Source organism: Enterobacter sp. WCHEn045836, assembly GCF_003965585.1.
Taxonomy (GTDB): Bacteria; Pseudomonadota; Gammaproteobacteria; order Enterobacterales; family Enterobacteriaceae; genus Enterobacter; species Enterobacter dissolvens.
The window spans coordinates 165,953-188,349 of sequence record NZ_RXPT01000005.1; the positions used below are offsets into that span (position 1 = coordinate 165,953).

Genomic DNA, 22,397 nt, shown 5'->3' on the forward strand with positions numbered 1-22,397 from the left:
ATGTTGAAGAGATGTTTTTTCCGGCGTAGGGACTTTCAGGGGGTGCTGGAAGGACGGGCCTTCCCGCTGATATCCGGCCATACGCTACTGGAAAGCGCGCTCAATGCCGGGGTGCAGTTGCCGTATCACTGCCAGGTTGGAACCTGCAAATCCTGCCTGTGCCGGGTGGTCAGTGGCAAGACCCGTTCGCTTGTCGAGCTGGGGCATCTTCTCAGTCAGGAGGAGATTGCCACGGGCCACGTGCTGGCCTGTCAGTGCCTGCCGCAATCGGATCTGACGCTGGCTACCGCGTCCACCGCCTGCACCTCTGCGCGTGTCACCCAGGTTGAGCCGCTCTCGTCAACCGTATGGCGCGTCACGCTCCTGACCGCACGGGCGTTGTCCTTTCAGCCCGGACAATCCGTGCAGATCGGCCTCGAAAAGGAGCGGGATATCCGCCACTTTTCCGTGAGCTGGCCGAGCCAGGGGCGGGAAATGGTTGTGGATATCACGCGCCGCGAACAGGGCGGTCTTTCTCCGGTGTTGTGCGATGCGCGCAACATTGGTCGGACGGTCTGGATCTCAGATTGTCAGGGGCAGTTCGGCCAGAAGGATGACGGGAAAGGCCCGCTGCTGGCCATCGCCAGCGGCTCGGGGCTCGGCACGACCCTGGGGCTGGTTCGCGCCGCGTTAGCACGTAATCCCCGGCGTGAAGTCATGTTCATTCACGCGGTTCGCCAGCGGCAGGACAAATTCGATCTGCATGAACTGCAGCGCCTGCGCCAGCACTACCCCGGTTTTCATTTTCTGCATGCGCTGTCGCAGGAGAGTGCGGCGCAGGAGCATGAGCTGGCGGGCCGTGTGACACGTTGGCTTGAAGACTGGCGCGCCCTCTATCCCGCCCCGACGCAGGCGGCTGACTGGCGAGTGATGATTTGCGGCAATCCTGAGCTGGCGCAGGCGTGCCAGCAGAGACTGCTTGCCGGGGGCGTTAAAAGCCACTTGCTTGAAATGGACTGCTTTTCGCCGCCGGTCGGGGCGAAAAGCAACGATAAAAATAAGGAGCCAGTATGTTGAGCTATCTGAGATTTGCCCTTGTGCCCTGTCTGTTTTTACCGCTAACCGCACTGACGACCCTGCTCGGCGGCGGGTGGATAGGGGTGTCGATGCTTTGCGTGACGTTGAGCTATGTCTTCTTCGACAACGTGATGAAGCATGACACCGCCGACCATCACTACCGGCTCCCGGCGTTACTGGCGCTGATCCCCTATTTACAGCTTCCGGCGGCGGCGCTGGCGTTATTTGCTGTGATCTGGCAAGCCGCACCGGGCGATCTGCTCGGGTTTGGCGCATGGCTTAGCGCCCTGACGGATCACAACATTATGGCGCTGCATGACCTTGCGATGCCGGAGTTGCTGCTGGCGGCAGTGTCCACCGGCTATACCATGAGCACCAATACCGTAGTGGCCCATGAGCTTATCCATAAAACCCACAGTCTGGTGGCGATGATTGCCGGGCGCTGGCTTCTGGCGCTGGTGGGCGATGCGCAATTTTCGATTTCCCATGTTTATTCGCATCACCCTAACGTGGCGACCCCGGCCGATGGCGCAACGGCCCGCCGTGGAGAGAGTGTGTATCGCTTCTTTATTCGTTCGTCTCTGGCGCAGTATGCCGAATCCTGGCAGGTGGAAACGCAGCGCCTGTCGCTGCTGAAATCGCGCAGCGTCCTGCTGGCGAATCGGGTGACGCGCGGGGTGCTGATGAGTCTTTTGGTGGTTGCCGCCTGCGTGATGGCGGCGGGCGTCAGGGGCGGGCTCGCCTGTCTTGTGACCATGCTGGTGTCCAAATTCCTGTTCGAAACGGTGAATTACATCCAGCATTACGGACTGGTACGCGTTCCCGGTACGCACGTGGAGCCGCGTCACAGCTGGGATTGTCATAACCGGGCCTCATCCGCTGGCCTGTTAAACCTGACACGCCATTCCGATCATCACACTCATCCGCGTCGCGAATACTGGAATTTACAGGCGCACAGCTATGCGGTGGGGATCGAAAAGGGTTACGTCGCACACATTTTCTACGCGCTGATACCGCCGATGTGGTTCAAACGCATGGAGGCAAAGCTCGCGTACTGGGATGAGCACGTCGCCACCGATGCGGAACGCGCATTGATCCGTCAGTGCGAATTACCTGCGGGTAATTCAAACGTTCCTTGTGTTTCTGGAGAGTCCCATGAGTGAGCAATTTGATCAGCTTATCGAGCAAGCCTACCAACAATACCGTGGACCGGCGTACCTGCGCTCCCCGCTGATTGCGTGTGTTAAAACCGGGATCCGTTTGATGGATCGGGTTGTACCGGGGCCGACGGCCGACTGGCTGGGGAATCGCTTTTTTACCCCGCGCCGGATGCCATCGCGAGTGAGTGATAAAGAGATGAACGGCCTGGCGAGCCGCATTGAGCACCTTACCCTGAGTAATCATAAGCATGCGGTGGTGTATTACTGGGGAGTTGAGGGGCCAAAGGTATTACTGGCGCACGGATGGGAGTCGAGGGCATCTCATTTTGCGCAGCTTATCAAAACGCTGGTTGAACAGGGTTTTCAGGTGGTGGGCTTTGACGCTCCCGGACATGGTGACGCGGAAGGAAACCAGAGCAGTATCGTTGAATTTATTGAAATTATTGAGCGGCTGGCGCACCAGGAAGGGGGCTTTGACGGCATCGTGGCACACTCGTTTGGCGGTTTATCGGTTATTAACGCCGTCAAAGCGGGGTTGCGAACCCGTGCGTTGGTTATCGTGGGCGCCCCCACCCACTTCAGTGGGCTGGTGACGAAATATTCCGCGATCCTCAATCTCCCGGACCGTCAGCAGCAGCGGCTACGCCGATATATTGAACGCTACTTTGGCATTGGCGAGGCGGTCTGGCGGCGTTTTAACGCGTATGAGGGATTGCAGGATATCGATCAAGGCGTGCTGGTCATTCACGATAGCAGCGATGACATCGTACTGCGGATCGAAGCAGAGTGTCTGGTGAAAGCATGGCCCGGTGCGCGTCTGGCCGAAACGCACGGTCAGGGGCACAATCCGTTGCGCCGCCCGGGGGAAGGCATCGACAGGGTAATGGCCTGGCTGGCCCCCTTGCGGGAGCCTTCAGGCCATGAGCGTGATAACCCGGTTGTCTGAAAGGTGATAATAGCCCTGGATCTGGCTGCCTTTAACGTGACGCGCTGAAAGCGTCCGGGTCAGTTCAAGGGTGATCCTCTGGTGTACAGGCTCTATTTTGCATACGCGGGCTGCGTCAAAGTCTAAGACGTGGCCAACGACAGGATAGAGCGCTTTATACAGACTCTCCTTCGCCGAAAAAGTGATGAGCTGTGCTCTGCCAGCCTCCATCGGGCAGGTTGCAAGGTATGCCTGCTCCTCAGAGGTGGTAAAGAGATGTGCGGTTCGCTGCATTATCTCCGGTGCAGAAAACTCAATATCAATGCCTGGCGTCAGGCCTGAATCTTCAGGTACAACTACCGCCAGAGCCCATTCATGTGAGTGTGAGAGACTACCTCGCCACCCGGCAGGCCAAAGCGGAGAGCGGTCCGGGGCGGTGCCCGGCGTGCCGTCACAGCCACAGGATTGCAGTATTCTCTGCGCGGCATAACGTGCGGCAAGGTATTCCGCTTTGCGTTTTACCACGGCGCTGTGGAGCTTTGCGGGAAAGGGGATGCCCCATTCAGCAAATAGTCCGTCGTGATAATCAGACATGACGAACGAGACCATGCAATAGCGCAGCGCGGGGAGAGGCACGATGTGTCCCATCTCAGCGGTATAGATAAAAAGGGGCGCTGAATCCGTGTTTATGGCTGTCAACATAGCAGAGGCACTGGCAACGAAAGTGGGGGACAGAATGCCATATAAGTGCAGGCCGGGTAAGGAGAATTACCCGGCATCGCGAAAAAATGGTGTTCCCGTTACAAAATGGTTTTAACGCTTTCAGCCAGCGACGTGGTTGGTCGCCCAATCAGTTTGCTCAGCGTGTGGCTATCGTCAAAGAGCCCGCCTTTAGATGCGCCCACATCAGAGTCCGCCAGCATATCCGCCAGCCCGGCAGGCAGGCCGACACTCTTCAGCGCAGCGGCGAAATCCGCTTCGCTCATGTTTTGATAAACCACCGGTTTACCGCTCTGCTTGCTCAGTTCAGCCGCCAGTTCGCTCAGCGTCCACGCGCTGTCGCCTGCCAGTTCATAGACCTTGCCCGCGTGGCCCTCTTCCGAAACCACTTTTGCCGCTGCCGCCGCGTAATCCGCTCGGGTGGCTGAGGCGATTTTGCCTTCACCTGCGGCACCGATAAACACGCCGTGTTCCAGCGCAGGCGGCGCGCTCGCCAGGTAGTTTTCGGTATACCAGCCGTTGCGCAGCAGGGCATAAGGAATGCCGGATGCCGCCAGCGCTTTTTCAGTGGCAACGTGCTCAACGTGCAGGCCCAGCGGTGAGTTATCCGCATGCAGCAGGCTGGTGTAGGCGATAAATGTCACGCCAGTCGCTTTGGCAGCGTTGATGACGTTCTGGTGCTGCGTGGCGCGCTGACCCACTTCGCTGGATGAGATCAGCAGAAGTTTCTCCACACCCTTCAGTGCCGTGGTCAACGCGGCCTGGTCGGTGTAATCGCCCTGACGAACCACAATACCCTGCTGGCTCAGAGCTTCCGCTTTCGCCGGGTTACGCACAATAGCCACAATCTGGTTTGCCGGGACGGTTTTTAACAGCTGTTCGATAACGAGGCGGCCAAGCTGGCCGGTAGCGCCGGTAATCGCGATCATGATCAATCTCCTTCGTGTTTGTCTGGTGTTGTGGCACACTAGCACCATAACTAACTTTTAGTAAGTACGTACAAAAAGGTAAGTATTAAATGACGATACCGACACTCAGCGAACAAATGCGCGATGGTAATCTCTTCGCGGAGCAGTGCCCGTCCAGAGAGGTGCTCAAACATGTCACCAGCCGCTGGGGGGTTCTGATCCTGGTGGCGCTACGTGAGGGAACGCACCGCTTCAGCGATCTGCGCCGTAAAATGGGCGGCGTGAGCGAGAAGATGCTGGCCCAGTCGCTGCAGGCACTGGAGCATGACGGTTTTGTCGATCGCGTTTCGTATCCTGTTGTACCGCCGCACGTTGAGTATAGCCTGACGCCGCTTGGCGTAGAGGTGAGCGAGAAAGTGGCCGCGCTGGCGGACTGGATAGAGGTGAATACGCCGAAGGTGATGGCGAGCCGGGATGAGCGGGCAGCGTAAAAGCCGGGAATGTGCGGTCTGATACCCTCACCCTAACCCTCTCCCACAGGGAGAGGGAATAAACACTAAAAACGGCAACGTGCGTTGCCGTTTTGCTTTTACTTACTTAAATCCACCTGATAAATGGCGAACCCGATATCATCCGTCGCCACCTTCTTCATCGGATACTGCGCCTTCTCCTTAATAAACGCCGCAGCCTTATCCGACGGGGACGTTTCAATGCGAATATCCAGTGGGGTATCGCTGTGGATCGGGGCCAGACGCCAGTTGTTATCGACCGCCGGATGAATCTCTCCCGCCTTTTTCGACTCTGCGCTGATCCAGGCGGCCAGCACCGAGCGGTTCTCATCCGGGGATGCAAAGGCAATGTGGCTATCGCCGGTGCCGGCAAATTTGCCGCCATACGCGCGATAGTTATTGGTCACCACCAGGAAGGTGGCCGCCGGATCGACAGGCTTGCCCTTGAAGGTCAGGTTTTTGATGCGCTCTGCCTGCGGATGAATGGCCTGACACTCGCCGTCATATTTCGCGGGCTGGGTGACATCAATCTGATAATCCACCCCGTCGATAACGTCGAAGTTATAGGTGCGGAACCCGTCCCAGTTAATCAGCGACTGCGGCTTGCTGCTCTTCGGATCGATCTGGTTAAACTGCCCGGCGGAGCATTCCAGCCACTCTTTCACCTCTTTACCCGTTGCTTTAACCACGACCAGCGTGTTCGGATAGAGATAGAGATCGGCGGCGTTACGGAACGTCAGCTGGCCTTTTTCCACTTCAACGTAGCTGGCCGGGTCATTCTTACGTCCGCCCACTTTGAACGGTGCGGCGGCGGAAAGCACCGGCAGGTTGGCTAAATCCGGATCGCCCTGAACAAAATGTTCGGCATAGGCTTTCTGCGCCATATTGACCACCTGAACGGTTGGGTCATCCTGTACCAGCGCCAGATAGCTGTACATGTTGTCGGCGGATTTGCCGATCGGCTTGCTGACGAATTCGCGGGTGGCGTCGTGGTCATGTTTGAGCACGTCGAGAAGTTTTTGGTCTTCAGCCGCCAGTGATTTTTTGGCGGCAGCATCGTAAATGGGGCGCGCTTCGGCTTTGGATCCGGTCACCTTCCAGCTGCCGCTGTCGTTATTGAGCACCAGATCCACCACGCCAAGATGGTCGCCCCACATGCCGGGCATTACCGCCGGCACGCCGTTGAGCGTTCCCTTGTCGATGTCTGCCCCTTTGATGCTGGCAAAATCCTTACCCGGGAAGACCGCATGAGCGTGGCCGAAGAGGATCGCGTCCACGCCCGGCACTTCGCTCAGGTAGTAAACTGAGTTTTCCGCCATCACCTGGTACGGATCGGCCGAGAGGCCCGAGTGGGCGACAACGACCACAACATCCGCCCCTTTTTCACGCATCTCCGGTACGTATTTACGCGCCGTTTCGGTGATGTCGTTAACGGTGACTTTGCCGGTGAGATTGGCTTTATCCCAGGTCATGATCTGGGGCGGTACAAAGCCGATGTAGCCAATTTTCAGCGTCTGCTTTTTACCGTCCTGATCAACAACCTCGGTCTCTTTAATCAGATAAGGGGTGAAAAGCGGCTTTTTGGTCTTAACGTCGATGATATTGGCATTAACGTACGGGAATTTTGCGCCTGCCAGCGCATCGTGCAGGTATTTCAGACCATAGTTGAATTCGTGGTTCCCGAGGTTGCCGACGGTATAATCCAGGGTGTTCATCGCTTTATACACCGGGTGGATCTCGCCTTTTTTCAGCCCCTTTGCCGCCATGTAGTCACCCAGCGGACTCCCCTGAATCAAATCACCGTTGTCGACCAGCACGCTATTTTTCACTTCATCGCGGGCGGCATTGATCAAACTTGCCGTGCGTACCAGTCCGAATTTTTCCGTAGGGGTATCTTTGTAGTAATCGAAGTCCATCATATTGCTGTGCAGGTCGGTGGTTTCCAGAATACGGAGATCGACCGTCGCCGCCTGTACGCTCGCTGCAATCAGCGTCGCCAGGAGCGTTGCGCTAAACTTAATCATCAGAGGAGTCCTTTTTTCGATCCAGGCCACAAAAGAATATGTATCTATCGTTTGTTGCTTACAGAAGTGTGAATCCTGCCAGAAAAAAGGGCGATGAAACCGGAATTGCTTCACAGATAGCGGAATTGTTCACATTACGATATAAATAAAACAACGAGTTATGCCCACTGCGTTAACGAAGAGGTGGAGAATGTTAGATAAAATTTGTCAGCTCGCACGGGATGCGGGTGATGCCATTATGCAGGTGTATGATGGCGCACAACCGATGAATGTCGTCAGCAAGGCGGATGATTCCCCGGTCACAGCGGCGGATATCGCGGCGCATGGCGTGATCATGAAAGGGCTACAGGCACTCACGCCAGAGATCCCCGTGCTTTCCGAAGAAGCGCCGCAGAGCTGGGATGAGCGCCAGCACTGGCAGCGTTACTGGCTGGTCGATCCTCTTGACGGCACCAAAGAGTTTATCAAGCGTAACGGTGAATTCACCGTGAATATCGCCCTGATCGACAAGGGTAAAGCGGTGCTTGGGGTGGTCTACGCGCCGGTAATGAAAGTCATGTACAGCGCTGCGGAAGGCAAAGCCTGGAAGGAAGAGTGCGGCGTGCGTAAGCCAATCCAGGTGCGCGATGCGCGTCCTCCACTGGTGGTTATCAGCCGCTCGCACAGCGATAGCGAGCTGGAGGAGTACCTGCAACAGCTGGGTGAGCACCAGACAACGTCGATTGGCTCATCGCTCAAATTCTGCCTGGTGGCGGAAGGGCAGGCGCAGCTCTACCCGCGTTTCGGGCCGACGAACGTCTGGGACACGGCAGCCGGCCACGCGGTAGCCGCGGCCGCGGGTGCGCATGTTCATGACTGGCAGGGCAAGCCGCTGGACTACACCCCGCGCGAATCATTCCTCAATCCAGGCTTCCGGGTCTCTCTTTACTGAGCCAGTAGCTTGTGCAGCAGATCAACCACCTGCTGCACCTCTTCCTGGGTCAACGCCCCGTCTTTTACCCACTGCACCTGGCCATTTTTATCCAGCACGATAATCGCGGAACTCTCTTCCTCAAGCTGCCAGGCTTTGCGCGTCACGCCGTTGCTGTCGACAATAAACTGCGACCACGGGTAGAGCTTTTTGTTGCTCTCAAGGCTTGAGCGCACAAACATCCCGGAGCCAGGGATGGCATCGTCGGTGTTCACAATGGTGGTGGTCTGATAGCGGTCATGCGGGAATTTTGCGGCCTTGATCGCTTCCACCAGGTTTGCGTTTTTCTCTTTTGCAGATGTACGACCGGCAATATGTTGTACAACTCTCACTTTGCCCGCGAGCTGCGCGCTATTCCACGGTTTGTAGCTAAACTTATCGTTGTCGAGAATCAATTCTCCCCGGTCAGCAATGCCGACTGGCGGTACGCGTTGTCCTTTTTCAATGTTGTGGGCACTCGCCCACAGGGGCAGGAGCAGGCATGCGGCTGCAAGAATGTTACGTAGGGTCATGGTGTTTCCTTATTGTATGCAGGTGATCCGACCACTTGGTCTTACGCTTTTAATCATAAGTGCGATCAATGGGCTTTTCCCGCAATCCCGATGCCAGTTTGCGGGCGAACGCACATATCCATAAAAAAACGACGGCTTATACTGCCTGTAGTCACAGTTTGAAAAGATTATTCTGAATAATTGTAATCAAACGGTAAATAAACTTATGCACACTGGGTAACAACGTAGTTCTGGTCTATAGTCATTGGGCAACAAAATTTGCGCTCAGAACAGTCGGGCCGATTGTGGCGCCGCAAGAGCGTATGATTCGCAGGAGATACAAGAATGAAAATTTTCCAACGCTACAACCCGCTTCAGGTGGCGAAGTACGTGAAGATCCTGTTCCGTGGACGGTTGTATATCAAGGATGTTGGCGCTTTTGAGTTTGATAAGGGCAAGATCCTTGTCCCAAAAGTGAAGGACAAACAGCACTTGTCTGTGATGTCCGAAGTCAACCGTCAGGTTATGCGTCTGCAAACTGAGATGGCTTAACCAACGTGCTATGCAGTAGTTAAAAAAACGGCTCCCGATGGGAGCCGTTGATGTTTGTGGGGGGAAGTATAATTCTGACTCTGTTGTATCGGTAAATTTCTGGTTGCCGCTTTCCAGAGGAAGTATGAGTTTGTGTAGTTATTCTTAAACGCTCTTTCAGTGCTCTCGCTTTGATATAAAACAATAAAAAATTGATTCTCTATTGGCCTTATTGAATAACGCATAAAGAATGCTCATCTCATTAACGAAAAGGAGTTATAAGGATGGCTATTCCTGCTTATTTATGGCTGAAGGATGACGGTGGTGCGTTAATAAAAGGTGCTGTTGACGTACAAGATAGAGAGTCAAGTATAGAGGTAAATGGGTTTTCACATAATGTATCTATTCCAACAGATCCATTGACAGGAAAAATTACCGGAACAAGGAAGCACTCAAGTATCCTCTTTATGAAAGAATTTGATTGTTCATCTCCCTATCTGTTCAAGGCGGTTTGTAGCGGTCAAACGTTAATAAGCGCAGAGTTTAAATGGTATCGTATTAACGATGCGGGTCAGGAAGTTGAGTATAACAACATGTTTCTTGAAAACGTAAAAATTGTCGGTGTTTCGCCTGTCATGCATGATACGAAAGATGCTTCGAAAGAGAAACATAATCACCTTGAATGTGTTGAGATGCGATATGAAAAAATAACATGGAAACACTGTGATGGGAATTTGCTCTTTTCCGATAGCTGGAACGAAAGGGCATAACATGAGACGTCCAGCGATCGCTGTTAAGCCTCAACCTCCTTATGATATTTCTTCATTTTCTCCACCTGGCGTTTCGTTATCAAACAACATGATGATTGCGCGGTTCCATTATGGCCCGTCAGCGCTGACCTACTTATGGTTTTATAAGCAAGTAAGAGGGCACGGCCCTTGGGATTATAAAAACATATTAGGCAGGCAATACGAAAATTTTGGGAATTTTCATTTCGGAGCGGTAGGCATTGCCGCCGGAATTCAACCCGAGATATTATTGCGGGCAGCTGGACTTGCTCAAATTCTTGCAGGGACCAGCAACCCTGGTTTTAAAAATTATCAAGGGCCAGATTCACATGGGGATGATCCAACCGATCAGACATGGATTAGAACAGGAATAGACTATGCTCAACGCTCTGGTTTTTAAAAAGAAGTGGCTATATATAATCGTCATGATTATTTTGTTAGGGTGTGGCATATGGCGTGTAGTTGATGAGTTTCTTTACCTTGAACAGGATATTATACGTCGAGAAAAAGTTGGTGACTTGTCAACTTTAATTATTACTGAAAGTAGTGCTGGAGCAACCACTCCATATGTATACCAATATTACCTATACTCTGCGAAAAAATCGGATGCGGATTTTTTAAATGATCTAAGAAGTGGCTATGAACCTTTCCTGGTGACTACCGCCTCAGATGTGTATGTAAAAATTGAAGATAATTCTATCCATCTTAAGGTTAGTGGTGACATCTTTAAATTTAATAACGTTGCAGGCTATAGTTTTATATATATGGATTCATCACCGTTCTAAATTTTTTTATCAATGTCAGATACGTACTGCATATGAGTGAAAAAAGAAAGGGCAGTTAATCACTGCCCTTTTGTTATCACGCTGACACCTTCTCTTCCGCATCCGGCAGTTTCGGCACCAGCACGGTCGGTTTGTTATCAATACGCGTCACCAGCAACTGGTCGATGCGGTAGTTATCAATATCCACCACTTCAAACTTGTAGCCGGAGAACTTCACCGAGTCGGTGCGCTTTGGGATTTTACGCAGCATAAACATCATAAAGCCGCCGATGGTCTCGTAGTTGCCTGACTGCGGGAACTCGTCGATATCTAGCACGCGCATCACGTCGTCGATTGGCGTTGCGCCGTCAATCAGCCATGAGTTTTCATCACGCGCCACAATCTGCTCTTCCAGACCCTGGCCGACCAGGTCACCCATCAGCGTGGTCATGACGTCGTTGAGGGTAATGATGCCCACCACCAACGCGTATTCGTTCATGATAACGGCGAAGTCTTCACCGGCGGTTTTGAAACTTTCCAGCGCTTCAGAGAGCGTCAACGTGTCCGGTACAATCAGGGTATTGCGGATCTGCACGCCGCTGTTGAGCGCCAGGCTTTGGTTCGCCAGCACGCGGTTCAGCAGATCTTTGGAATCCACATAGCCGATGATGTGGTCGATATCTTCATTACAGACCAGGAATTTAGAGTGCGGGTGCTCCGCGACTTTATTCTTCAGGCTCTGCTCGTCTTCATGCAGATCGAACCAAATCACGCTTTCACGGCCCGTCATGGAAGAGGGCACGGTACGGGATTCCAGCTCGAACACATTTTCGATCAGCTCATGCTCCTGCTTACGCAGCACCCCGGCCAGCGCACCGGCTTCTACAACGGCGTAAATGTCGTCGGAGGTGATGTCATCTTTACGCACCATCGGCAGTTTAAAGATGCGGAAGATGACGTTCGCCAGGCCGTTGAAGAACCACACCAGCGGACGGAACACGAACAGGCAGAAGCGCATCGGGTTGATGATACGCAAAGCCACAGCTTCTGGCGCAATCATACCGATGCGTTTCGGGGTCAGGTCAGCGAACAGGATGAACATCCCGGTGACCAGCGAGAAGGAGAGAATAAAGCTCATCTGCTCGGCAAGTTCGGCGGACATGTACTGGACGAAAAGGCTGTAAAAGGCCGGAGAAAACGCTGCATCCCCCACGATACCGCCGAGAATAGCGACCGCGTTCAGGCCAATTTGTACCACGGTGAAGAACGTTCCAGGATTTTCCTGCATCTTCAGGATACGGGAAGCATTGATGTTGCCTTCGTCGGCAAGCAGCTTAAGTTTGATTTTACGGGACGCGGCCAGCGAGATCTCGGATATCGAGAAAAATGCGCTGACGGCTATCAGACAAAGTATTACTAAAATACTGTTTAACATAGTTTATCCGGCTTCTCGCCAGATCCTCGGAAGGGAAGTTGATACCATTTGTGTGGAAACACATTGAACGTCAGCTCGTAGCGTTGAGCTGATTATTTCAGCGGGTAGTATAGCGTAAAGAGATGTAAACCTGCCAGAGGTCACATTTTGATGTACTCATGTGAAATCCGCGGGAGCAGGTCACAACAATCGTTTGTTTTCAATACGTTGTGGTTATAAAATGTGCAGATCGTTACCAAAAGGAGTTGGTATGAGTTTTAGCTTACCGGGATTTAACGTGTTTTACCTGTCCAGGGATAACCTTGAACCAGAGAAGTATGAGTTGATTACTCGCCCTTCTGTCACATGGGATTACATCAGACAGGAGTATGAATTCGATGACAGGTACCGTGATCATTATCATGTCGAAGGGCTCAGGCCACGACCATCCTGTTCACGTAGCTACGCTTATCAGAACAATCATTCTTATGGATTCAACACAGAAAGGCGGCTGAGATACCTTGTCTTCAGAGGTGAAGTTGTGATGTTAAACCGTTACGGTTCCCCTGGAGAACTTTTCTATATTGATGAAGAAGGCCAGCTTATCTGCAGGAATGACCATGTGTTTGAAATGAATGGGGCTGAACAGATCCTGAGAGAGTACAGGAATTCTGTAGGGTGCAGATACTACCGTTCAGGAAAGCCCCGCCCAACTTCGTTTGCTTTATCTTTCTCAGGTGGCATATCAGCCCCCGCTTCTGAGCCGACATACCAGGCAATTAACAGCAAGGCCGCAGTACGTCTACTTGCGGCTGGCGGTGTCTACAATGGTAACGTTGAAGGTTTCAGGAAAACAGCTGAGCAGTTAGGTGGAGATGCTGTTAAGGGATATGATCAAGTATTGAATGAACAGACAGCAGGTACAGCTATTGCGGCGGCTTCAATTCTGTTAGCGAAACGACCTATTGAGCTTGGTGAAGTCCAGGATATAACCAAATTTGTAGGCAAAGTTCGTGGGGATTCTGTATTACTACAGAGTGTTGAAATAACACAGATTAACTATTTTAAAAGAACGGTAGAAGAGACGGCAATATTGAGAAAAGAATTCAATAGTACTGTAAGGAAGTCTTTTCTTAAAGAGTTATCTAATACCCCTGAAGCAATGAATAAATTCTCTCCCGAAATGCTTGAACGTATGAGTACTGGTAGAAATCCAGATGGATGGCAAGTACATCATAAGCTACCTTTAGATGATAGTGGCACAAATGATTTTGATAATTTGATACTGATGAAAAATGATCCATATCATCAAGCATTGACTAATTATCAATTTAGTATAACAAGAAACATGGTTGTTGGTGAAACCAAAATAGTTCCGTGGGTTAAACCTCAAGGTACAATTTATCCAAAGTGAGGATGACATAATGGAAAAAGATATCGACATGATGGTAAATGAGCTTTCTGCATTAATGGAAGATAATGGATATAGAATCCATCCGCCAGTTAGCTCAAATTTTTTGGAGTCAATGATTAAAGCTAATTCTTCAAGCGCTGATTTATCACCTGTTCTTGAAGGTATAAATAATGATATTTTGATTTTTTTGAAAAACCAACCTGACTATTTGTATTTTCTGACAAAAATGGATGGCTTTGAGTTTGATGGAGTAATGCTTTATAGTTTTGCGCTTCAGTTTGAAGAGGGTAATGTTCCTGTCAATAATATCTTTCTTTATAACGATAATTTTAGGAATAACGACATATATGTTAATGCTGATTTATCTAAGCGCGTTGTAATAGGTCAGGATAGCATTTCTTTTTTCACGTATGATCTTGAGGAGAATGTGTATCAAATTAGAGATAATGTGGGAACGGAAAAGATATTTGGTTCCTTTGATAACTTAAGTGATTTTTTAAAGGAAATACTTGAAACAGTCAGTTAAGTAGTCTTTCTGCAAATAACATCCCCTATAATTTAAATATACCAGGGGATTTCTTTCTCGCTAATAATAAAGTTCTCACACTTCCCTTTATTGCGTTTCAAAAAGATGCCCACCAAAAAGTTCAAGCATAGTGAAAAGAGGCCGGGCAGGCGGTGAACCGGCCCGGCGAGACGCTCTATTTTGCGGCTGATAACCCGACGTTGTTCACCGCACGACGGGCAGCATCGCCTCCCCACACCTGATCGTACTCATAGCCTGTGAGCTGTTTTATCACCACACGGGTATTGGCATCACAGTCGCGGTAATCACCGCCCAGTTTACGGCGGGCAATCTCCTTGAGAAGCAGTTTATGCGTCTCGCGGGTAAGCTTGAACTTATAGGTAGTGAAGAAGCTCACCGCCAGCAGGGCTGCCGTCGCGAAGATCATCAGCCCTATAATCGCCCCCAGCGCGCTTTCAGGCTGTGCGCCGCCGCCCTTCACAAAGCCGGACTCCTGCAGGACCAGGCCAATAATCATGATGGCGATCGCCACGGTGCTTTTGCGGGTCAGGACCATCACCCCGGCAAAAATCCCTTCGCGGCGCTGCTGCGTCACCATCTCGTCAATATCAGGAATGAAGCTGTAGATGTTCCACGGTATGTAATAGAGGCCAGAGCGCGCGGCACCGAGCAGGATAAAGACCGCCGAGAACAGCAGTGTGGGCACCTGGGTTTTGGTCAGGTAGACCGTAAACAGGAACGCCAGGACCAGGAAAATACAGCTGTAGGAGAGACGCAGGGCGCCAGACGGCGTCATGTTCAGCCGGTTCAGGAGCAGCATAAATCCATACGTGCCAGGTACCGAGGCGAAAGCCGCAACGCTCAGCCAGCCCGACACGGCTGCCGCGTCCTGGCTCAGGCAATACACGACATAATACGTAAACACCGAACCGAATACGTCCATCGCCGTAAACGAAAAGATATAAATAATAATATGCAGGCGAAACGCACGAATACGGAAAGAGGAAAAGAGATCCAGCACCAGATATTTCAGGTGATTAACGATTCCGCTGCTGCGCTGATTATCCACTTTAAACGTGGACTCCTGTTGCACATCTTTCGCTTCCCAGGTGGTGTACCAGGTAATAAATACCGCAATACAGAAGACGCAGGAGAATATCAGCCCGGTAAGCGTATAGGTAAACGGATTATCTTTCCCCGTGAACTGCATAATGACGCCGGGTACGGAAACCGCAAGAAAGCCGCCGAGCTGGGAGCAGATCATGCGCACGCCGGAGAGACGGCTACGCTCTTCATACCGGTTAGTCATTTCTGCGGCCAGGGTTTCCCAGGGCACCAGCACCATCGCTGACAATAGCTCAATAGAGAGGTAAGTGCCCAGGTAATACCAGTAACCCATGTCTGTCAGCCACAGCAGGGCATACAGAAACATTAAGGGCGAACTGAGTAATAAAAAGAAGCGGCGACGGCCAAATTTACGCCCGAGCCAGGTATCACCGAAATTATCAGTAATATAACCCATAATCGGGCTTAATAACGCATCAATGACGCGGGCAATAGCAAATATCGAACCCGCTTCGACGACAGAGAGCCCGCAATAGGTGGTGTAAAAAAATAAAAGCCAGGTGCCGATAATGGCGAAAGCGCCTCCGCCAAACAGATCGGTTATACCGTAGCCGAGCGCCACGCCATAACCCACTCTACGTTCAGTTGGTTTGACCATAATAATATCCAGTGTAGGGTAATGATTAACCCGTTCTGCCGGGTCGTTTTTTATTTACTGCTGGAATACAAATTACGTTCTATTTAGTGATTTCTATCCATTGCCGTAATTGAGATGATCGATAAATAGCCTCCACAAGGGTGAGTGATTTCCCGGCTTCACCGATATCGGTGTAATCCGTGTAACCGGGGTGGGTGATAGCCTGATAAAAACGACGGATCGCCTGCTGGTGGCCCAGGCCCCAGTAGCTTTTGACCGAACCGTCCGGGGAGTCGTCGCAGGTGAGCCGGACGCGCTCGCCCGGCGTCACGCGCCAGAGCGTGTTGTCGTTCAGCAGCAGCGAGCCCTGCTCGCAGTGGATCTCCATCAGAAGCGGGGAATCGGTGGTATTGCAGTTGCTGGCGTAAAACAGGCCGCGGGCGCCGTTAGCAAAGTGCAGCGTGGCCATCGCGCTGTCTTCGCCTTCCGTCACGTCCGCCAGCTCACCGCTATCCACCACGCCTTTCACACGCGTCACGCCGCCGGCGAACCACTGCATCAGGTCGAGAGTATGAATGGCCTGGTTGATCAGCAGGCTGCCCCCTTCCGTAGCCAGTCGTCCACGCCACGGACTTTGGGTGTAGTACGCGCCCGAGCGTGACCACGTCAGCACCGCTTTGATGCTGAGCATTTTTCCCAGCTCGCCTTCGTCCAGCGCCTGACGAATGCGCAGGCTGGTGGGGTTGAGCCGGTTCTGATAACACACGCCGAGCAGACCCGACGCCTGGTCAGCGGCGCGGGAGATATCCACCAGTTCGCTGCTGTTCATGCCCACCGGTTTTTCGCAAAAAACATGCTTTCCGGCGGCGAGGGCCGCCAGAACCATGCTTTTATGCTCAAAGTGCGGCGTGCAGATATGGACCACGTCGATGGCATCATCCAGCAGCATTTCCCGGTAATCCTGGTAGAAGCGGCACTGATAGCCCAATGCCAGCTTCAGACCTTTGACGCTGTCGATATCTGCCAGCGCGCGCAGCGCAACGTTGGGGAGCTGGCGCAGCGCATTCACGTGGCAACCGTGAATCGCTCCGGCGCCGATCACCGCCGTGTTCAGGAGCTTCATTGTCGCCTCCTGTTAGTTCGTGGCGTTGGCCAGCATCTGTGCCTTCACGCAGAGCTCCGCCGCCTTAAAGGCGTGAGCCTGGGTCATGGCATGTTCAGTACGATGCAAACAGTCGAGGATCAGTTCGCCAAAGAACGGGAAACCGACCTGGCCGGCGACCGGATAACGGAACTCTCCCTCTTTATTGACGAGATACACCACGTCCTGTTCGCCACGAGTAAGATCGACATACTTGCGGATCTCGATATAGCCTTCGGTGCCGAGCAACGTCAGGCGGCCATCGCCCCAGGTCGAGAGCCCGTCAGGAGTAAACCAGTCGCAGCGGAAATAGCCGCTGGCGCCGTTTTCCCCTTTCAGCATGGCATCGCCAAAATCTTCGAAGGCGGGATACTGCGGGTGTTTAACGTTCCGTACCTGGCTTGCCACCACAGAGGCGTCGCTGTTGCCGGTGTAAAACAGGAACTGCTCAATCTGGTGGCTGCCGATATCGCACAGAATGCCGCCGAAATAGCGCCGATCGTAGAACCAGTCCGGGCGGCCGGTCCCTTCCCGGTGCGGGCCCGTCCCCAGCGTTTGTACGACGCGGCCAATGGCCCCTTGCTGCACCAGTTGTCCGGCAAAGACCGCGCTCTCAACGTGCAGGCGCTCGCTGTAGTACACGGCGTATTTCCGGCCCGTTTTTTCCACCATGGCTTTGGCATCCGCCAGTTGTTCAAGGGTGGTAAGGGGCGCTTTATCGGTGAAGTAGTCTTTGCCTGCGGCCATCGCTTTCAGCCCCAGCGCGCAGCGCTCCGCGGGAATGGCGGCGCCAGCCACCAGACGCACCTCGTCGTCGGCGAGTATGACATCCAGGGAGTCTGCAACCCTGGCCTGCGGATACTGCTGAATGAATTTGTCCACTTTTGCCGGATCGGGGTCGTAGACCCATTTCAGCGTGGCGCCCGCTTCAATCAGGCCGTTGCTCATGCCGTAGATATGACCGTGGTCGAGCGCGGCAGCGGCAAAGACAAACTCTCCTTCCCTGACAACGGGCTGAGGTTTACCCACCGGCGCGTAGTTCATGCCGTCATTTTTGTTCATGGTGTTACTCCTTCATCCAGATTTTTGCCCAGGGGAATCGCCCCGACTTCGCTGAAGTTGGCGACGCTTGCGGATTTTTCATAAAAACGGGGGGCGAGGGCGTTGGTCCCACCGGTACGGTAAAACGGGTCATCGCGTTGAATCGGCAGCGAAACCACGGAGCGGGTGATGGCGGATTTATAGATCGCGGTTATCAACTCCAGCGAGCGTTTACCCTGCAGGCCATCCACTAACGGCGCCGTGCCGTGCTCAATGGCATAAAGCAGGTCGTTAATCTGCCCGGTGTGTAACGTCCATTCGAGCTTCGGTGTCTCGTGAAAAACGGCGTTAAGCTGCGCTTCCCGCTCCAGGTCCCGATCCTCCTGGGGGAAGCCGTTATCAGCGCTGACGCTGGCAAAGGCCTGCCACGGGGCGGAGATGCGCGCCTTTTCACCCTGGATAATGATTTTCTGATCTTCCCCGTGGTGCACGACCGAGGCGGTTAGCTGGGTGAGTGCACCGCTGGGGTATTTAAAAATTGCGGCGCTGAGATCTTCGACTTCAGCGTTGTCGTGCGCCACGTTGGTCATCATAGCCACCACCTCGGACGGAAAGCCCAGCATCCACTGAATGGCGTCGATGTGGTGCACCGCGTGGTTAAGGGTGCAGCCGCCACCCTCTTTTTCCCAGGTGCCGCGCCACCACAGGTCGTAGTAGCAGTGTCCGCGCCACCAGAACGAGTCCACCTGGGCATGGCACACGTTGCCCGCAAGGCCCGAATCCAGCGCCGCTTTTAAACGCCAGAAGGCATCGGTAAAGCGATTTTGAGCGATGATGGCGAGCAATTTCCCGCTGGCCTGTTGTGCGGCGATCATGGCGTCGCACTCCTCCAGCGAGGCGGCCATCGGTTTTTCGCACAGCACATGGCAACCCGCATTGAGGGCATTAATGCTTATCTCTGCATGAACGTAGGGCGGCGTGCAGACATCGACGATATCGATATCTGGCTCTGCCGTCAGCATCTGCTGATGGCTTTCATACACCCGTGCGTCCGTCAGGTTGTAGCGTGCTTTTTTCTCGTGGGCTTTTTCCGGGTAAATATCGACCAGCGCGACGATCCGGCAGCGTTGGCCAAACTGCAAATAACCCTGAATATGGTTATGCGAGATATTTCCTGTTCCCACGATAGCGACATTTAACATCGTTTCTTCTCCTGAGTTACCAGGTGCCGGAGGCATCCAGCGTGACGCTGGCGGTCTCTTTAGCCACTGAGGTGCTGATACGCTGTTGAAGCAAGCGCAGATACTGTTTCTCGTTGAGCGGGAGGTCGACCCAGTCGTCGGTCCAGGTGGAGAGGTGCATGGCGTTGGAGAGCGTTAACCCGTGGATCCCTTCCAGCCCCGGGGCAATGAGTGGCTCGCCGCGCAGGATGGCGCCGCAGAAATTGGCGGTAATGACGTGGTGTTCGCTGCATTCCGGGCCGACGGGAAGCGTGACCTCCCAGCATTCCGGTTCACCAAAGCCGTTTTGCCAGCGGGCGTTGAAGGCGGTTTCGGATTCCCGCAGCCGCCAGTAGCGCAGTTTCCCTTCTTCGACGACCACCTTGCCGCGATCGCCGACGATCTCCAGTCGGTTGGTCCCCGGTGTTTCTGCCACGGTCGTGATAAACACGCCCGTCGCACCGTTGGCATACTCGGCGTAGGCGGTGACCTCGTCTTCCACTTCAATGTCGCGGTGCTTACCAAACTGGCAAAACGCGCGCAGACGGACCGGCATGCCAACCAGCCACTGCCAGAGATCGAGCTGATGCGGGTCCTGGTTGAGCAGTACGCCGCCGCCTTCTCCTTTCCAGGTAGCGCGCCAGCCGCCGGAGTTGTAGTAGCTCTGCGAGCGATACCAGTTGGTAATGATCCAGTTGGAGCGGCGGATCTCACCCAGCTCGCCGCTGTCGATCAGATCTTTCACCTTCTGGTAGAGCGGGTTCGGGCGCTGGTTGTACATGATGCCGAACACCACATCACACTCCCGGGCGCAGGCGTTCATCTCCTGAACCTGGGCGGTATACACGCCCGCCGGTTTTTCACACAGGGTGTGGATGCCGTGGCGCATCGCCAGCATCGACAGACGCGGATGCTCGTAGTGCGGCGTCGCGACAATCACCGCGTCGATAAGCCCGCTCTGGAGCATCTCCTGCGCGTCGCTGAAGAGGGGGAGGGAGCCGACCAGCTGGCGAATGGCCGGGTGCTTTTCCGGTGCATTATCACAAACCGCCGCCAGGCAGGCGTCACTGACCGTCCCCGCCAGTAAATAACGCGCGTGGACCGTACCGATATTACCTATTCCGATAATGCCAAAACGTACCTTCTCCATGTCACACCTTAATTTCAGTTGAAATGAGGGATGACCGGAAAATAGGAAAGGGGAGCCGCAGCGACAATGTGTTTTTGTGAGAATACTCGCAAGCTGTTTAAGTAATCTCCAGGCTCTCTGAAATTTGGTTTTAAAATCAAAGCGCTGTTTCTGCAAATATTTGCAAAAACTGATTGAGAGCGAGGTCACACTATGCCGGGCAGGTTAAAAATGGAGGAGATTGCGACCCTGACGGGGTATTCCGTCAGCACGGTTTCGCGGGTATTAAGCGGCAAGTCTTATGCCAGCGATAAAGCCCGTGACGCGATCGTTCGCACCGCGCGTGAATTAGGTGTACTGGAGGCAATGGCAAGCGGACGGCTGTTAATTAACGGTATCGCTGTTTTTGCCCCGGAAAGAACCTTTCAGGGACGTGGAGACATTTTTTATCTGGAAGTGACCAAAGGCATTGCAGAAGCGTGCGCCCCGCATAACGTGTGGGTCAGTTGCTGTGGCTTAGAAGAGCAGCACGCGGACGTGAAATTATTTATGGAAAAGGCCAGCCATAAGAATATCAACGCGATAATTATTATTGGGACTGATGATTCCACCATCTTTAAACTGGCGAGCACGCTGAATAAGCCCTGCGTATTGATTAACTCCGTTGATCGGGATCGGGTGCTGGACGCCGTGTCACCCGATCACCGGGCGATTGGTTTCACCGCCATGCAGTACCTTTTTGAGCAGGGGCACCGCCGTGTGCTCACGCTCACCTGCCTGCGGCGTGAGACGCTGTATGCGCGTCTGGACGGCATTAAAGAGGCGTACCGCCATTTTCACGTGGCCTTTGATCCCCAGCGTGATTTGCTGGTAACAGAGTGGTTTACGGCAGAGGAGGCCGAGCGGGCGCTGGATGCATGGCTGTTAAGTCATGACAGATCGCAGTGGCCAGAGGTGATTTTCCCGAACAGTACCAGCATGACGGAGGGGGTGATCAGGGCGCTAACGCGCCACGGGCTGCGCATTCCGGAAGACATTTCGCTCATTACGACCGATTTTGCATGGAATTTAGCGCACCGTCTGGAAAAGCCGATCACGGGCGTCACGGTGCCCTGCCGTGAACTGGGGATAGAGGCCGTACACCTGCTGCAAACGCGGCTCAACCGACCACAGGCGCCGGTCTATAACCTGCTGTTGCAGGGCAAAGTCATGGATTACGGCTCAGTCAGTAATGCCACGCGCCACGCGGCTCGCGTGGCGCTGGATCAGTAATCAGGCAAGCTGCGGCGGCAGGCACACGCCGATGCCACCAATTCCGCAGTAGCCGTACGGATTTTTGTGCAGATACTGCTGGTGGTCATCCTCGGCATAGTAGAACGGTTTCGCGGTGGTGATTTCCGTTGTCACCTCGCGCGTATCACCTGCGTCGCGCATGGCCTGCTGGAAACGCTCCTTACTGGCGAGTGCGGCGGCTTCCTGCTCAGGCGTGAGCGGATAAATCGCCGAACGATACTGGGTGCCATGGTCATTGCCCTGACGCATACCCTGCGCCGGGTCGTGGTTTTCCCAGAACACCTGCAGCAGCTGTTCATAGCTGATGACGGACGGGTCGTATACCACGCGTACGGCTTCAGCATGACCGGTCTCGCCGGAGCAAACTTCGCGGTAGGTGGGGTTTGGCGTATATCCGCCCGTGTAGCCCGCCGCGGTGCTGTAGACGCCAGGCAACTGCCAGTAGAGGCGTTCCACGCCCCAGAAGCAGCCCATGGCAAACAGGGCGATTTCCATGCCTTCAGGTACGTTGGTCATGGAATGGCCATTCACGGCATGTAAGGTTGCGACTGGCATAGGGGTGTTGCGTCCCGGTAATGCATCTGCTTGTGAAACCAGATGCTTTTTGTCGAATAAACTCACGATGGGGCCTCCCGGGGTGCGATGTTTCGGTTAAGGTTGTCACGAAGCGT

General features: G+C 53.5%; 23 protein-coding genes. 12 read left to right on the plus strand and 11 right to left on the minus strand.

The genetic code is table 11. From position 1 onward, the window contains the following. The 3 genes from EKN38_RS08565 to EKN38_RS08575 are packed head-to-tail and all read left to right on the plus strand — an operon-like array spanning window position 1 to window position 3,162. Window positions 1–1,056: a 2Fe-2S iron-sulfur cluster binding domain-containing protein gene (locus tag EKN38_RS08565; protein WP_043951558.1), complete on the plus strand. Its 1,056-nt coding sequence runs from the start codon at window positions 1–3 to the stop codon at window positions 1,054–1,056. Next, window positions 1,050–2,219 (plus strand): fatty acid desaturase, encoded by a 1,170-nt coding sequence (locus EKN38_RS08570; protein WP_014830412.1) that lies wholly within the window; start codon window positions 1,050–1,052, stop codon window positions 2,217–2,219. The genes EKN38_RS08565 and EKN38_RS08570 overlap by 7 nt, the downstream gene beginning before the upstream one ends. Next, the gene (locus tag EKN38_RS08575) at window positions 2,212–3,162 is read left to right on the plus strand and encodes an alpha/beta fold hydrolase (RefSeq protein ID WP_014830413.1); all 951 of its coding nucleotides are present in this window, start codon (window positions 2,212–2,214) and stop codon (window positions 3,160–3,162) included. The genes EKN38_RS08570 and EKN38_RS08575 overlap by 8 nt, the downstream gene beginning before the upstream one ends. Here EKN38_RS08575 and EKN38_RS08580 read toward each other — a convergent pair. Together EKN38_RS08580 and EKN38_RS08585 are read right to left on the minus strand one after the other, a co-directional pair. Further along, window positions 3,130–3,777, minus strand: coding sequence for a 4'-phosphopantetheinyl transferase (locus EKN38_RS08580; protein ID WP_182381989.1), 648 nt, complete (start codon window positions 3,775–3,777; stop codon window positions 3,130–3,132). The two genes, EKN38_RS08575 and EKN38_RS08580, sit on opposite strands and share 33 nt — an antisense overlap. Window positions 3,778–3,941: 164 nt before the next feature. Further along, complete coding sequence (locus tag EKN38_RS08585) at window positions 3,942–4,790, minus strand: SDR family oxidoreductase (protein ID WP_014830415.1); 849 nt, start codon at window positions 4,788–4,790, stop codon at window positions 3,942–3,944. Between the two features lie 89 nt (window positions 4,791–4,879). On the opposite strand from EKN38_RS08585, the gene EKN38_RS08590 reads away from it, so the two are divergent. Further along, window positions 4,880–5,260 (plus strand): winged helix-turn-helix transcriptional regulator, encoded by a 381-nt coding sequence (locus tag EKN38_RS08590; RefSeq protein WP_014830416.1) that lies wholly within the window; start codon window positions 4,880–4,882, stop codon window positions 5,258–5,260. Window positions 5,261–5,358: 98 nt separating this feature from the next. Here EKN38_RS08590 and EKN38_RS08595 read toward each other — a convergent pair whose 3' ends face one another. Beyond that, complete coding sequence (locus EKN38_RS08595) at window positions 5,359–7,302, minus strand: bifunctional 2',3'-cyclic-nucleotide 2'-phosphodiesterase/3'-nucleotidase (RefSeq protein WP_014830417.1); 1,944 nt, start codon at window positions 7,300–7,302, stop codon at window positions 5,359–5,361. Window positions 7,303–7,492: 190 nt separating this feature from the next. Here EKN38_RS08595 and cysQ point away from each other — a divergent pair, with 190 nt between their 5' ends. After that, window positions 7,493–8,233, plus strand: coding sequence for a 3'(2'),5'-bisphosphate nucleotidase CysQ (cysQ, locus tag EKN38_RS08600; RefSeq protein ID WP_014830418.1), 741 nt, complete (start codon window positions 7,493–7,495; stop codon window positions 8,231–8,233). Here the strand turns inward: cysQ and EKN38_RS08605 are convergent. After that, window positions 8,227–8,784, minus strand: coding sequence for a YtfJ family protein (locus tag EKN38_RS08605; RefSeq protein WP_013095323.1), 558 nt, complete (start codon window positions 8,782–8,784; stop codon window positions 8,227–8,229). The genes cysQ and EKN38_RS08605 overlap by 7 nt on opposite strands. A gap of 324 nt (window positions 8,785–9,108) precedes the next feature. Here EKN38_RS08605 and EKN38_RS08610 point away from each other — a divergent pair, with 324 nt between their 5' ends. The 4 genes from EKN38_RS08610 to EKN38_RS08625 all read left to right on the plus strand — a co-directional run bounded on the left by EKN38_RS08610 (window position 9,109) and on the right by EKN38_RS08625 (window position 10,867). Beyond that, complete coding sequence (locus EKN38_RS08610) at window positions 9,109–9,315, plus strand: DUF1107 domain-containing protein (protein WP_008501430.1); 207 nt, start codon at window positions 9,109–9,111, stop codon at window positions 9,313–9,315. 263 nt (window positions 9,316–9,578) lie between these two features. Continuing rightward, the gene (locus tag EKN38_RS08615) at window positions 9,579–10,064 is read left to right on the plus strand and encodes an Hcp family type VI secretion system effector (RefSeq protein WP_014830419.1); all 486 of its coding nucleotides are present in this window, start codon (window positions 9,579–9,581) and stop codon (window positions 10,062–10,064) included. 1 nt (window position 10,065) lies between these two features. Further along, window positions 10,066–10,482, plus strand: coding sequence for a polymorphic toxin type 44 domain-containing protein (locus EKN38_RS08620; RefSeq protein ID WP_071841824.1), 417 nt, complete (start codon window positions 10,066–10,068; stop codon window positions 10,480–10,482). Continuing rightward, on the plus strand, window positions 10,460–10,867 hold the full coding sequence (locus EKN38_RS08625) for a hypothetical protein (protein WP_014830420.1): 408 nt from the start codon (window positions 10,460–10,462) through the stop codon (window positions 10,865–10,867). Before EKN38_RS08620 ends, EKN38_RS08625 begins: the two co-directional genes overlap by 23 nt. A 76-nt stretch (window positions 10,868–10,943) precedes the next feature. Here EKN38_RS08625 and EKN38_RS08630 read toward each other — a convergent pair whose 3' ends face one another. Next, window positions 10,944–12,281 (minus strand): hemolysin family protein, encoded by a 1,338-nt coding sequence (locus tag EKN38_RS08630; protein WP_013095324.1) that lies wholly within the window; start codon window positions 12,279–12,281, stop codon window positions 10,944–10,946. 523 nt (window positions 12,282–12,804) lie between these two features. Between EKN38_RS08630 and EKN38_RS08635 the strand changes: the two genes are divergently transcribed. Together EKN38_RS08635 and EKN38_RS08640 are read left to right on the plus strand one after the other, a co-directional pair. Further along, window positions 12,805–13,674, plus strand: coding sequence for an HNH endonuclease signature motif containing protein (locus tag EKN38_RS08635; RefSeq protein WP_185812836.1), 870 nt, complete (start codon window positions 12,805–12,807; stop codon window positions 13,672–13,674). A gap of 10 nt (window positions 13,675–13,684) precedes the next feature. Continuing rightward, window positions 13,685–14,200 (plus strand): YrhA family protein, encoded by a 516-nt coding sequence (locus EKN38_RS08640; RefSeq protein ID WP_014830422.1) that lies wholly within the window; start codon window positions 13,685–13,687, stop codon window positions 14,198–14,200. A gap of 175 nt (window positions 14,201–14,375) precedes the next feature. Here the strand turns inward: EKN38_RS08640 and EKN38_RS08645 are convergent, their stop codons facing one another. The 5 genes from EKN38_RS08645 to EKN38_RS08665 form a co-directional block, all read right to left on the minus strand. Then, complete coding sequence (locus tag EKN38_RS08645; protein ID WP_014830423.1) at window positions 14,376–15,923, minus strand: MFS transporter; 1,548 nt, start codon at window positions 15,921–15,923, stop codon at window positions 14,376–14,378. Between the two features lie 79 nt (window positions 15,924–16,002). Next, window positions 16,003–17,025, minus strand: coding sequence for a Gfo/Idh/MocA family protein (locus EKN38_RS08650; RefSeq protein ID WP_014830424.1), 1,023 nt, complete (start codon window positions 17,023–17,025; stop codon window positions 16,003–16,005). 12 nt (window positions 17,026–17,037) lie between these two features. Next, the gene (locus EKN38_RS08655; protein WP_014830425.1) at window positions 17,038–18,105 is read right to left on the minus strand and encodes a Gfo/Idh/MocA family protein; all 1,068 of its coding nucleotides are present in this window, start codon (window positions 18,103–18,105) and stop codon (window positions 17,038–17,040) included. Further along, a complete protein-coding gene (locus tag EKN38_RS08660) occupies window positions 18,102–19,286 on the minus strand; it encodes a Gfo/Idh/MocA family protein (RefSeq protein ID WP_014830426.1) in 1,185 nt (394 codons plus the stop codon). The genes EKN38_RS08655 and EKN38_RS08660 overlap by 4 nt, the downstream gene beginning before the upstream one ends. Window positions 19,287–19,302: 16 nt before the next feature. Beyond that, window positions 19,303–20,454, minus strand: a complete 1,152-nt coding sequence (locus tag EKN38_RS08665) for a Gfo/Idh/MocA family protein (RefSeq protein WP_014830427.1) — start codon at window positions 20,452–20,454, stop codon at window positions 19,303–19,305. 192 nt (window positions 20,455–20,646) lie between these two features. Between EKN38_RS08665 and EKN38_RS08670 the strand changes: the two genes are divergently transcribed. Next, the gene (locus EKN38_RS08670; protein ID WP_029882373.1) at window positions 20,647–21,705 is read left to right on the plus strand and encodes a LacI family DNA-binding transcriptional regulator; all 1,059 of its coding nucleotides are present in this window, start codon (window positions 20,647–20,649) and stop codon (window positions 21,703–21,705) included. Here EKN38_RS08670 and msrA read toward each other — a convergent pair whose 3' ends face one another. Continuing rightward, the gene (gene msrA, locus EKN38_RS08675; protein ID WP_014830428.1) at window positions 21,706–22,347 is read right to left on the minus strand and encodes a peptide-methionine (S)-S-oxide reductase MsrA; all 642 of its coding nucleotides are present in this window, start codon (window positions 22,345–22,347) and stop codon (window positions 21,706–21,708) included. Window positions 22,348–22,397 lie beyond the last annotated feature (50 nt).

Coding starts and splice junctions, on each gene's coding strand:
- EKN38_RS08590 (WP_014830416.1), top strand. CDS start 4,880: ATGACGATACCGACACTCAGCGAACAAATGCGCGATGGTAATCTCTTC.
- EKN38_RS08665 (WP_014830427.1), bottom strand. CDS start 20,454: ATGGAGAAGGTACGTTTTGGCATTATCGGAATAGGTAATATCGGTACG.
- EKN38_RS08565 (WP_043951558.1), top strand. CDS start 1: ATGTTGAAGAGATGTTTTTTCCGGCGTAGGGACTTTCAGGGGGTGCTG.
- EKN38_RS08630 (WP_013095324.1), bottom strand. CDS start 12,281: ATGTTAAACAGTATTTTAGTAATACTTTGTCTGATAGCCGTCAGCGCA.
- EKN38_RS08595 (WP_014830417.1), bottom strand. CDS start 7,302: ATGATTAAGTTTAGCGCAACGCTCCTGGCGACGCTGATTGCAGCGAGC.
- EKN38_RS08605 (WP_013095323.1), bottom strand. CDS start 8,784: ATGACCCTACGTAACATTCTTGCAGCCGCATGCCTGCTCCTGCCCCTG.
- EKN38_RS08645 (WP_014830423.1), bottom strand. CDS start 15,923: ATGGTCAAACCAACTGAACGTAGAGTGGGTTATGGCGTGGCGCTCGGC.
- EKN38_RS08670 (WP_029882373.1), top strand. CDS start 20,647: ATGCCGGGCAGGTTAAAAATGGAGGAGATTGCGACCCTGACGGGGTAT.
- EKN38_RS08640 (WP_014830422.1), top strand. CDS start 13,685: ATGGAAAAAGATATCGACATGATGGTAAATGAGCTTTCTGCATTAATG.
- EKN38_RS08615 (WP_014830419.1), top strand. CDS start 9,579: ATGGCTATTCCTGCTTATTTATGGCTGAAGGATGACGGTGGTGCGTTA.
- EKN38_RS08570 (WP_014830412.1), top strand. CDS start 1,050: ATGTTGAGCTATCTGAGATTTGCCCTTGTGCCCTGTCTGTTTTTACCG.
- EKN38_RS08635 (WP_185812836.1), top strand. CDS start 12,805: ATGTTAAACCGTTACGGTTCCCCTGGAGAACTTTTCTATATTGATGAA.
- EKN38_RS08660 (WP_014830426.1), bottom strand. CDS start 19,286: ATGTTAAATGTCGCTATCGTGGGAACAGGAAATATCTCGCATAACCAT.
- EKN38_RS08650 (WP_014830424.1), bottom strand. CDS start 17,025: ATGAAGCTCCTGAACACGGCGGTGATCGGCGCCGGAGCGATTCACGGT.
- EKN38_RS08625 (WP_014830420.1), top strand. CDS start 10,460: ATGCTCAACGCTCTGGTTTTTAAAAAGAAGTGGCTATATATAATCGTC.
- EKN38_RS08585 (WP_014830415.1), bottom strand. CDS start 4,790: ATGATCGCGATTACCGGCGCTACCGGCCAGCTTGGCCGCCTCGTTATC.
- EKN38_RS08575 (WP_014830413.1), top strand. CDS start 2,212: ATGAGTGAGCAATTTGATCAGCTTATCGAGCAAGCCTACCAACAATAC.
- EKN38_RS08610 (WP_008501430.1), top strand. CDS start 9,109: ATGAAAATTTTCCAACGCTACAACCCGCTTCAGGTGGCGAAGTACGTG.
- EKN38_RS08655 (WP_014830425.1), bottom strand. CDS start 18,105: ATGAACAAAAATGACGGCATGAACTACGCGCCGGTGGGTAAACCTCAG.
- EKN38_RS08620 (WP_071841824.1), top strand. CDS start 10,066: ATGAGACGTCCAGCGATCGCTGTTAAGCCTCAACCTCCTTATGATATT.
- cysQ (WP_014830418.1), top strand. CDS start 7,493: ATGTTAGATAAAATTTGTCAGCTCGCACGGGATGCGGGTGATGCCATT.